This is a genomic window from Rhizorhabdus histidinilytica, assembly GCF_900167915.1.
GTDB lineage: Bacteria > Pseudomonadota > Alphaproteobacteria > Sphingomonadales > Sphingomonadaceae > Rhizorhabdus > Rhizorhabdus histidinilytica.
The window spans coordinates 417,441-432,295 of record NZ_FUYM01000004.1 but is presented as its reverse complement, the minus strand read 5'-3'; the positions used below and the strand labels follow the sequence as shown (position 1 = coordinate 432,295).

At 67.8% G+C, this 14,855-nt stretch carries 9 protein-coding genes; all 9 read left to right on the top strand.

Annotated elements, in window-relative coordinates:
* The first annotated feature begins 162 nt into the window (after positions 1 to 162).
* The 9 genes from nirB to B5X82_RS11415 all read left to right on the top strand — a co-directional run bounded on the left by nirB (position 163) and on the right by B5X82_RS11415 (position 14,848).
* Positions 163 to 2,682 carry a nitrite reductase large subunit NirB gene (gene nirB, locus B5X82_RS11455; RefSeq protein ID WP_079648286.1) on the top strand — a complete coding sequence of 840 codons (2,520 nt, stop codon included), beginning with the start codon at positions 163 to 165 and terminating at the stop codon, positions 2,680 to 2,682.
* A complete protein-coding gene (nirD, locus tag B5X82_RS11450; protein WP_176152532.1) occupies positions 2,682 to 3,026 on the top strand; it encodes a nitrite reductase small subunit NirD in 345 nt (114 codons plus the stop codon). The genes nirB and nirD overlap by 1 nt, the downstream gene beginning before the upstream one ends.
* Positions 3,023 to 5,650 carry a nitrate reductase gene (locus B5X82_RS11445; RefSeq protein WP_079648284.1) on the top strand — a complete coding sequence of 876 codons (2,628 nt, stop codon included), beginning with the start codon at positions 3,023 to 3,025 and terminating at the stop codon, positions 5,648 to 5,650. The genes nirD and B5X82_RS11445 overlap by 4 nt, the downstream gene beginning before the upstream one ends.
* A complete protein-coding gene (cobA, locus tag B5X82_RS11440) occupies positions 5,637 to 6,428 on the top strand; it encodes a uroporphyrinogen-III C-methyltransferase (RefSeq protein WP_079648283.1) in 792 nt (263 codons plus the stop codon). Before B5X82_RS11445 ends, cobA begins: the two co-directional genes overlap by 14 nt.
* Positions 6,429 to 6,452: 24 nt before the next feature.
* On the top strand, positions 6,453 to 9,137 hold the full coding sequence (locus B5X82_RS27295; protein ID WP_079648282.1) for a LuxR C-terminal-related transcriptional regulator: 2,685 nt from the start codon (positions 6,453 to 6,455) through the stop codon (positions 9,135 to 9,137).
* Between the two features lie 182 nt (positions 9,138 to 9,319).
* Positions 9,320 to 11,572, top strand: a complete 2,253-nt coding sequence (locus B5X82_RS11430; RefSeq protein WP_079648281.1) for a TonB-dependent receptor — start codon at positions 9,320 to 9,322, stop codon at positions 11,570 to 11,572.
* Between the two features lie 92 nt (positions 11,573 to 11,664).
* Positions 11,665 to 12,456, top strand: coding sequence for an aspartate/glutamate racemase family protein (locus tag B5X82_RS11425; protein ID WP_079648280.1), 792 nt, complete (start codon positions 11,665 to 11,667; stop codon positions 12,454 to 12,456).
* Between the two features lie 12 nt (positions 12,457 to 12,468).
* Positions 12,469 to 12,795: a cupin domain-containing protein gene (locus B5X82_RS11420; RefSeq protein WP_079648279.1), complete on the top strand. Its 327-nt coding sequence runs from the start codon at positions 12,469 to 12,471 to the stop codon at positions 12,793 to 12,795.
* 4 nt (positions 12,796 to 12,799) lie between these two features.
* Positions 12,800 to 14,848 carry a hydantoinase/oxoprolinase family protein gene (locus B5X82_RS11415; protein WP_079648278.1) on the top strand — a complete coding sequence of 683 codons (2,049 nt, stop codon included), beginning with the start codon at positions 12,800 to 12,802 and terminating at the stop codon, positions 14,846 to 14,848.
* The last annotated feature ends 7 nt before the right edge of the window (positions 14,849 to 14,855 follow it).

The following is a 14,855-nucleotide window of genomic DNA, read 5'->3' as shown; positions in this document are numbered from 1 at the left end:
AAGGTCGTCCGATCGAACATAGTCCGAGACATCCAGGGTCGGGTGTCGCGGATGCATCGTCCCGGCAGGTTCGCCGGTTCGCGATGATGGCAAGGCCGCCATGCAGGCGCTGGATCTTCCAGCGTCCGCATGGCGGCCTTTTTCGTTTCTGGAGCTTGGAAGATGGATTTTCAGGGCACGGGCATCGGCGCCGAGGATCGCGACGACGCTTCCGACACGGTCGGGACGCAGCGCCTCGTCGTCATCGGCAACGGCATGGCGGGCTGCCGCGCGGTCGAGGAGATATTGGCGCGTGATCCGGGCCGGTTCCGCATCACGATCTTCGGCGCCGAGCCGCATGTGAACTACAACCGGATCATGCTGTCACCGGTGCTGGCCGGCGAGAAGAGCTTCGACGAGATCGTGATCAACGATGCCGCCTGGTATGCCGACAACGGCATCGATCTGGTCGCGGGCGACCCGGTCGTCGCGATCGACCGCGCCGCCCGCACGGTCACCGCGAACAGCGGCCGCACGGTCGGTTATGATCGCCTGCTGATCGCGACCGGCTCCGATCCCTTCATCATCCCGGTGCCGGGCAAGGACCTGCCCGGCGTGATCAGTTTCCGCGACATGAAGGACGTCGACGCGATGCTGGCGGCGGCCGATCGGGGCGGCGACGCCGTCGTCATCGGCGGCGGCCTGCTGGGGCTGGAGGCGGCGCATGGCCTCAGCCTGCGCGGCATGAAGGTGACCGTGCTCCACCTGATGCCGACCCTGATGGAGCGGCAGCTCGACGAAGCGGCAGGCTGGCTGCTCAAGACCGAGCTGGAACGGCGCGGCCAGACCATCCTGACCGGCGCCGACACGGCGGCGATCGTCGGCGAGGGCCAGGTCGAGGGCGTGGCGCTGAAGGACGGCCGCACCATCCCGGCCAGCCTGGTCGTCATGGCGGTCGGCATCCGCCCGTCGACGGCGCTGGCGCGCGAAGCGGGGCTGGCGGTCGGGCGCGGCATCCAGGTCGACGACCATATGGTGACCAGCGATCCGGCGATCCTCGCGGTCGGCGAATGCGTCGAGCATGACGGACAGGTCTACGGCCTCGTCGCCCCGCTGTGGGAAATGTGCCGCGCGCTGGCCGACGGGCTGGTCGCGGAGCCGAGCGGCTATCGCGGCTCGGTCACCTCGACCAAGCTCAAGGTCTCGGGCATCGACGTCTTCTCGGCGGGCGACTTCTCGGGCGGCGACGGGGCGGAGGACATCGTCCTGCGCGACGCGGCGCGCGGCGTCTACAAGCGGTTGGTACTGCGCGAGGACAAGGTCGTCGGCGCGGTGCTCTACGGCGATACCGCCGACGGAAGCTGGTATTTCGACCTGCTGAGGAAGGGCGACGACGTCTCGTCCATCCGCGACCTGATCATCTTCGGACAGGCCTTCGCCCAGGGAGGGGGGCAGGCGGACCCTAAGGCGGCCGTTGCGGCGCTCTCGGACGATGCCGAGATCTGCGGCTGCAACGGCGTCTCCAAGGGCAAGGTCGTCGCCGCGATCCAGGCAGGGGCGTGCAGCCTCGACGCGGTGCGCGCGACCTGCAAGGCCTCGGCGAGCTGCGGCTCCTGCACCGGGCTGGTCGAGACCATCCTCGCCCTCGCTTTGGGCGACGAGGTCGAGTCCGGGCCGAAGACGATCTGCCCGTGCAGCAGCTTCACCCATGGCGACGTCCGCCGCGAGATCGTCGCGCAGGAACTGCGTTCGATCCCCGAGGTGATGCAGAAGCTGCACTGGACGACGCCCGACGGCTGCTCCTCCTGCCGCCCGGCGCTCAACTATTATCTGCTCTGCGCCTGGCCCGGCGACTATGTCGACGACCAGCAGAGCCGCTTCGTCAACGAACGCCTCCACGCCAACATCCAGAAGGACGGCACCTATTCGGTGGTGCCGCGCATGTGGGGCGGGCTGACCAACCCGCGCGAGCTGCGCGCGATCGCCGACGTGGTCGAGAAATATGACGCGCCGATGGTCAAGGTGACCGGCGGCCAGCGGCTCGACATCTTCGGGATCAGGAAGGAGGACCTGCCCGCCGTCTGGGCCGACCTCAACGCCGCCGGCATGGTCTCGGGCCATGCCTATGGCAAGGCGTTGCGCACGGTGAAGACCTGCGTCGGTTCGGAATGGTGCCGCTTCGGCACGCAGGATTCGACCGGCCTCGGCGTCAAGGCGGAGAAGATGAGCTGGGGCTCGTGGATGCCCCACAAGTTCAAGATCGCGGTGTCGGGCTGCCCGCGCAACTGCGCCGAGGCGACGATCAAGGATTTCGGCGTGATCTGCGTCGACAGCGGCTATGAGCTGCACGTCGGCGGCAATGGCGGCATCAAGCTGCGCGGCACCGACCTGCTGTGCAAGGTGGCGACCGAGCAGCAGGCGCTCGACCATATCGCCGCCTTCATCCAGCTCTACCGCGAGGAGGCCTGGTATCTCGAGCGGACCGCGCCATGGATCGAGCGGGTGGGCATCGACCATGTCCGCCGCCGCATCGTCGAGGACGTCGTCGGCCGCGAGGCGCTGACCGCGCGCTTCCTCTTCTCGCAGAGCTTCTCGCAGGATGATCCCTGGGCCGCCCGCGCCGCCGGCAAGCACCGCGAGCAGCATGCCCATCTCGGCGAATTCCGCCCCCTCGAAATCCTGGCCGCGGAGGGAGCGCGATGATGACCGGAGACTGGATCGACGTGGGAGCGCTGGTGGAGATACCGCTGCGCGGCGCCCGCACCATCAAGGCCGCGAACGGCGAGGAGATCGCGATCTTCCGCACCGCGGGCAACAGGCTCTATGCCCTCGTCAACCGCTGCCCGCACAAGCAGGGGCATCTGAGCCAGGGCATCGTCCATGGCGAGGCGGTGACCTGCCCGCTGCACAATTGGCGCATCTCGCTGTCGACCGGCGAGGCGCTGGGCGAGGACGAAGGCTGCGTGCCGACCATCCCGGTACGCGCCGATGCGGGCCGCGTCCTGGTTTCGCGGGTCGCGATGCTGGCGATGCTGGCTGCGGCATGAGCGACCCGGTGCCGGTCCGCACCACCTGTCCCTATTGCGGAGTCGGCTGCGGCGTGCTGGCCACCGGGACCGGCGAGCGGGCCGTGACGATCGCGGGCGATCCCGATCATCCCGCCAATCGTGGCCGGCTCTGTTCGAAGGGCACCCATCTGGGCGAGACGGTCGGCCTGTCGGGCCGGTTGCTCCATCCGATGGTCGGCGACAGGGGAACCGGGTGGGACAAGGCGCTCGACCTCGTCGCCCGCCGCTTCCGGGAGACGATCGCCAGGCACGGGCCCGACAGCGTCGCCTTCTACGTCTCGGGCCAGCTCCTGACCGAGGATTATTATGTCGCCAACAAGCTGATGAAGGGCTTCATCGGCTCGGCCAATATCGACACCAATTCGCGGCTGTGCATGTCGAGCGCGGTCGCGGGCCACCTCCGCGCCTTCGGCGAGGACGTCGTGTCGGCCAGCTATGACGATCTCGACGAGGCGGACCTGTTCATCCTGGTCGGCTCCAACACCGCCTGGTGCCACCCGATCGTCTATCAGCGCATCCAGGCCGCCCGCGAGAAGCGCGGCGCGAAGCTCGTCGTGATCGATCCGCGTCGTACCGAGACCTGCGAGGATGCCGACCTGCACCTGCCGATCCGGCCGGGCAGCGACGTCGCGCTGATGAACGGTCTGCTCGCCCATTGCCGGCGGGCGGGGCTGATCGACCGGGCGTTCGTCGACGCCAGCCTGTCGGTGCCCGACCGTTTCTGGGACATGATCGGCGATGGCGGCGATCCCCGGACGGTGGCCAGGACGTGCGAGGTCGCGCCCGAAGCGCTGTTGCGCTTCTACGAGCTGTTCGCCGCCCATCCCCGCACCGTCACGCTGTTCAGCCAGGGGATCAACCAGGCGCTGCGCGGCACCGATCAGGTCAACGCGATCATCAACGTCCATCTCGCCACCGGGCGGATCGGCAAGCCGGGCGCGGCGCCCTTCTCGATCACCGGCCAGCCCAATGCGATGGGCGGGCGCGAGGTCGGCGGGCTCGCCTCGACCCTCGCCGCGCATATGGGCTTCGCCCCGGATGAGGTCGCGCGCGTCGGGCGCTTCTGGTCCGCGCCGGCGATGGCGACGAAGCCGGGCCTCAAGGCGGTCGAGATGTTCAGGGCGATCGGGGAAGGGCGGGTCAAGGCGCTGTGGGTGATGGCGACCAACCCCGCCGTATCGATGCCCGACGCGGGCCGGGTGCGCGATGCGCTGGCCGCCTGCCCGTTCGTCGTGGTCTCGGACGTGATGGCCGATACCGACACGGGCCGTTTCGCCCATGTCCGCCTGCCCGCTGCCGCCTGGGCCGAGAAGGACGGCACCGTCACCAACAGCGAACGGCGCATCAGCCGCCAGCGCCCGGTGCTGGCGCCGCCCGGCGAGGCTAAGCCCGACTGGTGGATCGTCAAGGAGGTCGCCGCGCGCATGGGCTGGGCCAGCGCCTTCAGCTATGATCGGCCGGCCGACATCTATCGCGAGCATGCCCGCCTCTCGGCCTATGAGAATGGCGGCACCCGGCTATTCGACCTTTCGATCCATGGCGCGATCGGCAACCCCGCCTATGAGACGATGGAGCCGATGCGTTGGCAGGATCGGCCTTTCGCCGACGGCCGCTTCCCGACGCCGGATGGGCGGGCGCGGCTGGTGCCGGTGGCGCAGGCCACGCTGCCCGAGACGTTGCGCGACTGGCCGCTGACCCTCAACACCGGCCGTTATCGCGACCAATGGCACACGATGACCCGCACCGGCCTGTCGCCCAAGCTCGCACGCCATCGTGCGGAGCCGCTGGTCGAGATCAACCCCGCGGACGCCCTGCGGTTCGGCCTCGACGATGGCGACATCGCCCGGGTCGCGACGCCGCAGGGCGCCAGCCTGTTTCGCGTCGCCGCGAGCGAAGGCCAGCGCCGGGGCGAGATCTTCACCCCGATCCACTGGACCGACCGCCAGTCGACCGGCGGCCGCACCGGCCTGCTGCCCCGGCCGCTGACCGACCCGCATTCGGGCCAGCCCGGCTTCAAGTCGACCCCGGCGCGGGTCGAGAAGGTCGCGATCGAATGGCGCGCCTTCCTGGTCCTGCGCGGAGAAGCGGGCCCGGCGGGCCTGCCTCCCGCCCTATGGGCGACGCGGATAACCGTCGCCGGCGGCACGCTCTACGAACTGGCCGGCATCGGCGATGCCGCGGCGCTCGACGGCTGGCTTCCCGCGGGCGCTCGGATGGAGGCCAGCGATCCGGCGCGCGGGACCCGCCGGGTGGCGGTGATCGCGCAGGATCGGCTGGCGGCGGCGCTGTTCCTCACCCGGGCCGGCGAGCTGCCCGGTCGCGACTGGCTGATCGCGCAGCTCGACGCGCCGCAGGTGGCGCCGACGCTGCTGGCGGGCCGGGCGCCGGGCGCCATGCCCGATCGCGGGCCGGTGGTCTGCGTCTGCTTCGACATCGGCCTCAAGACGATCGTCGCGGCCATCGCCGAGCAGCAGCTCGCCGATGTCGGCGCGATCGGCAAGGCGATCGGCGCAGGCACCAATTGCGGGTCCTGCCGGCCCGCCCTCGCCCGCATCCTCGCCGATGCCGGCCGAACCAGGGAGACGATCCATGCCGCCGGATGAAGCGATCGCGCCTGGAACCGTCTGGCTGGTCGGCGCCGGGCCGGGTGACCCCGACCTGTTGACCCGCAAGGCCGAGCGGCTGATCGCGGCCGCCGACATCCTCTTCCACGACGCGCTGGTCGGGCCCGCCATCCTCGATCTCGCCGCCGGCGATGCCGAACGGGTGAGCGTCGGCAAACGCTCTGGCCGGCATTCGAAGCCGCAGGCATCGATCAACGACCTGCTCATCGAGGCGGCGCTGGCGGGAAAACGGGTTGTGCGGCTCAAGGGGGGCGATCCTTCGCTGTTCGGGCGATCGGCCGAGGAGCTCGACGCGTTGCGCGAAGCGGGGATTCCGGCGTGGGTCTGTCCGGGGATCACCACGGCGAGCGCCGCCGCGGCGTCCGCCGGAATCTCGCTGTCGCTTCGCGGCGTCGCCCGCCGCGTCCAATTCGTCACTGCGCACAGCCAGCGGGGGACGTGCCTTGATCTGGATTGGACGGCCCTCGCCGACGGCCAGTCGACTCTGGCCGTCTATATGGGGCGGGAAGCCGCCACCGAGCTCAGCCGCTCGCTGATCGGCGCAGGGCTGGCGCCCGCCACGCCGGTGCTGATCATGTGCAATGTCAGCCTGCCCAACGAAAGGCAGTTGCGGACCCGGCTCGACCTCCTGCCGCTGGCGACACGGGCCTTTGCCGAGGGACTTCCGACGCTGATCCTGATCGGTGCCGTGGCGGCCGACCCCGTGCCGGACGGTGCGCGCGGCATCGGCGCATGTGCAGGCTCATATTGCCGCTGAGCATCATTCGGGGGATACGGGGTCATGTCTGACCAGATTGACCCGGAAATGGCACGCCCCTGGTTGCTCCGGTCGAAGCTCGAGCTGCCCCGGAACAATGTTCGCCTGGTCGGCCGCCCCCGGCTGCGGGCGCGGATGCAGCGCTGGTTCGGGCTCGACCTCGCGACGGTGATCGCGCCGGCAGGCTATGCGAAATCGACGACGGTCGCCGAATGGTGCCGCGAGGAGCGCGATCGCGGGACGGTGGTCGCCTGGCTGTCGCTCGACGAGGGCGACGCCGAACCGACCCAGTTCCTATCCTATCTGGTGGCGTCGCTGTCGACCGCGGGGCTCGACCTCCAGGGGCTCGAGGCCGGTGCCGAAGAGGGATTCTTCGCAAGCGGCATCCCACCCGCATTGTCGACCATGCTCGATGCGATCGCACGCGCGGAGCGGCCGGTGCTGGTCGTCCTCGACGATTATTATCGACTGGCCTCGCCGGCGGTCGATGCCATGCTGCGCGGACTGCTGCAGAACATCCCGACCAACATGACCTTCGTCGTCACGTCGCGGTCGCCGCTGCCCTTCGACATCGCGCATCTCCTCGCGGCTGGTCGCGCCGACGAACTGACGAGCGAAGCGCTCCGTTTCACGGCCGACGAACTCGCCGAGGTCTTCGAACAACCGATCGGCGAAGAGGCGCTGGCGCTGTTGCTCGAACGCACCGAGGGCTGGCCGGTCGCGGTCCAATTGGCCCGGCTGCTCGTCGGAGACGATCCATCGAATGTGCGGTTTGACAATTTCCACGGCGATTCCGGGCATATAGCGACCTATCTGGCCGACCAGATCGTCAGCGGCCTGGAGCCCGACCTCCAGTCCTTCCTGCTGCAGACAGCGCCGCTCGAGCATTTCAACGACCGGCTCGCGGCCGCTGTCACCGAACGTCCGGACAGCCTCCGGACGATCGCGCGGCTCGAGCCGCTGGGGGCGCTGATCGTTCCCACTGTCGAAGGCGGCGCGGGCTATCGCTATCATCATCTCTTCGCCGAATATCTGCGCAACGAGCAGCGCCGGCGCTTCGGCGACGCAGCGGTCGACGAGGTGCACCGGCGAGCATCGCGCTGGTATGAGCAGAACGGCTACATGTCGGACGCCGTCCGCCACGCCCGGCTCAGCGGGGACTATGCCCGCTGCGCCAAGCTGATCGAGGATGCGGGTGGTTGGGAGCTGATCCTGTTCGGCGGGATCGGCTATCTGCGCGGCCTGCTCCAGCAGCTGCCGGACGCGGTGATCCATGCCTATCCCCGGATATCGGTGGCCAAGGCTTATTCATGCATCAAGGACGGGCTGCTGCCCGAAGCGCGCATCCTGTTCGACATCGCCGTCGCGGCGCGCGACGCCGCCGCCCCGGGGGACGCGGCGCTCGAACGCGACCTGCTGAACGTCGGCGTGCTGCTGACTGTCTATGAGGACCATCATATCGACCTTGCTGAGCTGGAAAGGCGCGACGCCGAACTGAACGCGATGGTGTCCGCCGATGCAGTGACGCGCTCGATCCTGTCCTGCCATCTCGTCGTCTACGATCTCGCGCTGGGCCGCTTCGGCGCGGCCGATCGTCGCGCCCAGCAGGCGATGCGCTGGATGCGGCAGGCACGCACCATGCTGGGCCTCAACTATTGCTATCTCCACGCCGGGCTGGCGGCGCTCTACCAGGGCAGGTTGCGCGCCGCGGAGGCGCATTTCGGCGTTGCCCAGCGCATGGCCGAGGAGAATTTCGCCTATGATCCCGGCCTTCGGGCCATGTCGCGCCTGCTGGCGAGCAGCCAGAAATTCTGGGCGGGTGGGGAGACCGATCTCCCGGCCGAGCAGATACGCTCCGACCTCGACCAGGTCGAAAGCTATGACGGCTGGGTCGACATCTACTACAGCGCGCTCATCGTCGAGCACGGCCTGCTGAACGATCCGGAGCGCGCGCTTGAACGGCTACGCCGGATCGCGCGCGCGCGCGGGCTCGAAAGGCTGGACCGTCTGGCCGACGCCTTCACCCTGATGGGCGACGGCCCCGCCGATCGTACGACGATCGCGCTGGGGCTGCGTCAGGCACTGCCCGATGAGGCATGGAAGGCCGATCCCTTCGTCTGGCTCACCTATCTCGAAAGCCGGCTGGGCCTCGCCGCGCATTTCGCCGCGATCGACCGATCGAGGGCGATCCGCACGCTGACCGACGCGCTGGCCTGCGCCCGCGAGCTCGGCGCCTTCCTCCATGTCATTCGGATATTGGTGGCGCGCGCCCAACTGCTCGACCTGTCCGGCTCACGCGTGCAGGCGATCGAGGACATGGTCGAGGCACTGGCCCTGGCGGCCCCCGAGGCCGCCTACGGCCCGTTTCTCGCCAGCCGCGGAGCGATGCCGCTGCTCCGCGCCGTCGGGCGCCACGCGCAGGACGCCTATGTCGACATCCTCGTGGTCGACTTCGCGGCGACCCTGGTCGCGCGGCTGGCCCGGCAGGGGGACATGCGCGGCGGCGATGGCGGCGATGCCGGGCTGAGCCTCCGCGAGCGCGAGGTGCTCGAGGAGCTCGCCCATGGGCGCTCCAACAAGGAGATCGCCCGTCTGCTCGACATGACCGAGCACACGGTGAAGTTCCATCTCAAGAATGTCTTCGCCAAGCTCGACGTCGCGCGCCGGACACAGGCAGTTGCGCGGGCCCGCGAACTCGGGCTCATCTGACCTGCTCTTTCGGGTAGGTTTTTGGGGAGGGGAGGGGGATACCTCCTCGGAATCCCACCCTGGACTATGCTTCCCCGACATTGTCTCGAAACCGCCGCGGATCGACACGGGAGGTGGAGGAACCATGGCGACCGGAAGGGACGGAAGGCCCCGCCGGCGCGGCATCCGAAAAGGGGAGAAGCATGACAGGTCCATTCAGACGAGTGCTCAAGGGCGGTGTGGCGATGGTGTGCCTGATGGGCGCGTTGCCGGCCTGGGCTCAGGAGAATCCCGCCCTGGAGACGCAGGCCGTCGGTGTCGAGGACATCGTGGTCAGCGCCCGGCTCCGCAACGAGCGGCTTCAGGACATTCCGCTGGCGGTGACGGCCTTCTCGGCGCAGTCGATCGCCGATCGCAAGATCGAAGGAGTCAGCGACTTCCTGTCGTCGACGCCCAACGTCTCGATCAACCAGTCGCAAAGCGCCGGCGTTTCCTTCCTGACCATCCGCGGTGTGTCGCAGGTTCGTAACGGCGAGAGCCCGGTCGCCGTCGTCATCGACGGCGTCCAGCAGGTCACCTCGCGCCAGTTGACCCAGGAGCTTTTCGACCTCGAGCGGATCGAGGTACTGCGTGGCCCGCAAGGTGCGCTCTATGGCCGCAACGCCATCGGCGGCGCGATCGTCATCACCACCAAGGCGCCGAGCAAGGACCTCGAGGGAACGGCCTCGGCCGGCTATGGCCGCGGCGACGACTATCGCGTGCGGGGATCTGTGTCGGGCCCGCTGATGGGCGATGCGCTCCGCTTCCGCGTGTCGGGCGCCTATCGCGATCTCGGCGGCTATTACCGCAACGTCCATCTCGACCGGAAAGTGGACGGCGTCGAGGACCTGAACCTGCGCGGTCAGCTCTTCGCCGAACTGAGCCCGGACTTCACCGTCGACCTCAAGGCCCAATATGGGCGGACCGAAGGCGGCGGCGGCAATTTCCAGTATCAGTCTGCCAATTTCGATCCGGCCCGGCCCTGCTTCCTCGATCTGACCAATCCGTTCGGCGGCCCGGCGCCCGACGCCAATCGCGTGTCACGGAGCTATTGTGCGACCAACCTCGGCTATAATCTGCGCACCACGAAGCAGGTATCGCTGCGGCTGCAATATGACGCCGGCTTCGCCACGATCACCAACGTCACCGCCTATGACCAGGTGAAGGAGTATATCCAGGGCGACCAATTCCCCTACACCGCCAGCGTCGACGTTTTCGGGACCGACGGGACGCAGACCCAATATGAAAATCTGAAGGCCTGGTCGAACGAGCTGCGGATCACGTCACCGTCGAACCAGCCCTTCCGCTGGATGGCCGGCGCCTATTATCTGGACACCAAGCGCTTCATCTCGACGACGACCGGCGACGACAATCTCCAGGGCATCGTCACCGTCAAGCGGCAGCCGCAGTTCAACAATCCGGTGAACCCGACACTGTCCTTCCTCGCCGACGACAACCATAACCGCGCCTGGGCGCTGTTCGGCAACGTCGCCTATGACGTGACCGACCGGCTCGAACTGTCCTTCGCGGGCCGCTACGACAAGGATCGCCGCCGCCAGGCGGTCCGCCCGGACCAGACCGGTTCGCTGCCGATCGGCTGTTCTGCGGCGACGCCCGACAACTGCATCAAGCGCAACAGCTACGACCTGTTCCAGCCGAAATTCTCGGCGAAGTACAAGGTCAGCGACAACCTCAACCTGTTCGGTTCGTGGGGTGTCGGCTTCCGGTCGGGCCAGTTCAACCAGAGCGGCGTATCGGCTGTCGCCGCCGCGGCCGGGGTCACGGGCGTGTCGGACGTCGTCAAGCAGGAGAAGGCCGAGACGTTCGAAGCCGGCTTCAAGAGCGACCTGTTCGGGCGCCGGCTGCGCCTGAACGGTACCTTCTACACGACAAAGGACGAGAACCCGCTCTACTTCGTGTTCATCGGCTCGATCGGTGCGCAGGTGCTGGTCAACATCGACCGCGTCCGTTCGACCGGCTTCGAGCTGGAGGCTCAGGCGAAGATCGCCGACGGCCTCGATGCCTTCGCCAACTATGGCTACACGCACAGCCGTATCAAGGCCTATGCGGTCGATCCCGCGCAGGTCGGCAACTGGACGCCCTATGTGCCGAAGGATACCTGGTCGATGGGCGTCCAGTATCGGACCCCGATCACGGATGATATCGGCATCTTCGCCCGCGGCGATGTCGATCATCACGGCAAGCAATATTGGGACCCGGAGAACTCGACCGCGCGCAGCTCCTATGAGCTGTTCAACGCCCGCCTCGGCATCGAGAAACCGGACGGGAGCTGGTCGCTGATCGCCTCGGTCGATAACCTCTTCGACAAGAAGTACAACGCCGAATGGGTGCTGGGTGGCTTCGCCCAGACCGGACTGCCGCGAACCTGGTCGATCGATCTGACGGTAAGGTTCTGATCGCCACGAGGGGCGCCTCGTGCGCCCCTCCCACCACGCTGAAGGAAGAACCGCCGGCCCCCTCGGGGCCGGCGCGAGGGAGAGGCTTTGCCATGTCGCAGACGACCAGGGTCCTGTGGGTCAATCCGGTGGGATATCCCGATTACGACGCGCCGATGGGAGGATTGATGGCCGGCGTGAAGGCGGCCGATACCGAGATCGACGTCGTCTCGCTGAGCACCGCACCGCTGCCCAACCATCTCGAATATCGGACCTATGAGGCGCTGATCGTCGCCGACATGGTCCGACTGGCTCGGATGGCCGATGCCGAAGCCTATGACGCGATGGTGATCGGATGCTTCTACGATCCGGGGCTGGAGGATGCGCGCGAGATATCGGGGCGGACGGTCGTGGTCGCGCCGTGCCAGGCGTCGGTCCAGATCGCCGCCAATCTTGCCAATCGCTTCTCGATCATCATCGGCCAGGAGAAATGGGCGGTTCAGATGCGCGAGCGGGTCGAGGCCTATGGCTATGCCCATAACCTCGCCTCGATGCGTGCGATCGGGATCGGCGTGCCCGATCTTCAGAAGGACTGCGAGCTCACCACCGCCCGCATCCTCGAGGCGGGCCGGATCGCGATCGAGGAGGACAAGGCCGAGGCGCTGATCCTCGGCTGCACCTGCTCGTTCGGCATGAACGAGATCGTCCAGAGGGAGCTGGGCGTGCCGGTGATCGACCCGATCCTCGCCGCCTTCACCATGGCCGAATATCTCGGTTCGCTGCGCCGCCGGTTCGACTGGTCGCCCAGCCGTCGCTGGAGCTGCGCCCCGCCGCCCGAGGCCGAACTCCAAGCCTTCGGCATCTTCTCCGCCCCGCCGCCGATCGGCAATCGCGTCCGCTATTGAGGACAGAATCTCGTGCAGATCATTCCGATGCAATGGGACGACGCGGTCGTCCAGATCGAAAACCTTGGCGAGACGGTCTCGTCGGGGCGGGTCACCACCACCTATGGCATGGCGGCCTTCCCGGTGGGGGTGCGCCATCCCGCCGAGGGCTACTCGGCCCATGCCGGCACCGAGATATCGTTCATCCTCGACGGTGAATTCGACGTCGAGACGCCCGAGGGCACTACCCGGGTCGGGCGCGATAGCCTGGTCGTCATCCCGGCGGGCGAACCCCATGCGACGCTGACCCTGTCGGCCGGCCGCGTCGCCTATTTCCTCGTCGCCGAAGAGCAGGAGTAACAAGGTGCGCGCATCCAGCGACGTCGGCGGGACCTTCACCGATCTCGTTTTCTACGAGGTTGATCCGGCGACCGGCCAGTGCGGCGCCGTCCGCACCGCCAAGGCCGACACCACCCCACCCAATTTCGACGAAGGCGTGCTCAACGCGCTGGACAAGTCGGGCGTGCCGATCAGCCGGCTCGACTTCTTCGCCCATGGCTCGACAGTGGTCATCAACGCCCTGACCGAGCGCAAGGGCGTCAGGACGGCGCTGATCACCACCCGAGGCTTCCGCGACGTGATCGAGATCGCGCGCGGCAACCGGCCCGACCTGTTCAACTTCAACTTCCGCAAGCCCAAGCCCTTCGTCGAACGCTATCTGCGCGCCGAGCTGGACGAGCGGGTGACGTTCCGTGGCGAGATCAAGCGCGCGGTCGACCTGGGGCCGCTGCCGGACCTGCTCGACCATTTCCGCTGGAACGGGGTCGAGGCGATCGCGGTCGCCTTCCTCCACGCCTATGTCGAGCCGTCGAACGAGCAGGCGGTGATCGCCGAGATCCGCCGGCTCTGGCCCGAGGTCTCGGTGCTCGCATCGCACGAGGTGAGCCGCGAATGGCGCGAATATGAACGGACGAACACCACGATCCTGTCGACCTACGTCCATCCGATCACCCAGCGCTATATCGAGCGGCTCGAGGACCAGCTGAGGGACGGCGGCTACAACCGGCCGCTCTACATGATGCAGTCGAACGGTGGCATCGCCACCGCCAAGGCGGCCAAGGCCAATCCTATCGCGATGGTGGAATCGGGCCCCGCGAGCGGCATCTTCGCCGCCGCCTATATGGGCAGGCATATCGGCGAGCCCAACCTGATCGTCCTCGACATCGGCGGGACCACCGCGAAGTGCACCCTGGTCGAGGACGGCGAGGTCAAGGTCACCACCGAATATCATATCGAGCGCGACGCGCGGAACCCAGGTTATCCGATTCAGACGGCGGTCTCCGAGATCGTCGAGATCGGCAATGGCGGGGGATCGATCGCCTGGATCGACGAGGGCGACAAGCTCCATGTCGGGCCGAAATCGGCTGGCGCCCGTCCGGGGCCGGCGGCTTATGGCCATGGCGGGACCAGCGCCACCACCACCGACGCCAACCTCGTCCTCGGCCGCATCGATCCGGCGAGCTTCGTCGGCGGCGAGCGCGAGCCGGACTGGGCGGCGGTCGATGCCGCGTTCGCGCCGCTGCAGGAACGGCTGGGCCTGTCGAAGGAGGAGGTTGCGCGCGGTATCGTCCGCATCGCCAATGCCAACATGACCGCCGCGTTGCGGCTGGTATCGACCAACAAGGGCTATGACCCGCGCGACTTCGCGCTGATGGCGTTTGGCGGGGGCGGAGCGATGCACGCCGTCGCGCTGGCCGAGGAACTGCGCGTCCCGCATGTGATCGTGCCGGTCAACTCATCGGTATTCTCGGCCTGGGGCATGCTGCTGACCGATCTGCGCCGCGACTATCTGCAGACCCGCTTGACCCGGCTCGATCCTGTCTCGGCTCCGCAGATCGCGGAGGGCTTCGCGGCGATCGAGCAGCAGGCCGGCGCCGATTACGGCCAGGGCGATGTCGGTTTCGAGCATTTCCTGGACATGCGCTACATCGGCCAGGAGCATACGGTGAAGATTGCCGCCGTGCGGTCGCCGGATGGCACGATCGACGTCGAGGCCACGCGCGAAGCCTTCCACGCGGCGCATGAGAAGCGCTTCACCTATCGGCTGCCCAACCCGATCGAGATCGTCAATTTCCACCTCGTCGCGACGGTGGCGGTGCCCAAGCCCGACCTGGCGGAGAAGTCGGTGACCGGGCTGGCGCTGGAGGAGGCGGTGATCGGCCGGCGGACGGTCGACTTCGACCAGCACGGCATCCACGAAGCGGTGATCTACGACGGCCTGCGGCTCGAGCCGGGCATGAGCTTCGCCGGCCCCGCCATCGTGCAGGAGCCTTCGGTGACCTGTGTCGTCCCGCCGCCGCACCGCGTCTCGGTCGACCGGTTCGGCAACTACCACATCCATCTCGCAGCCTGAGGAGCGG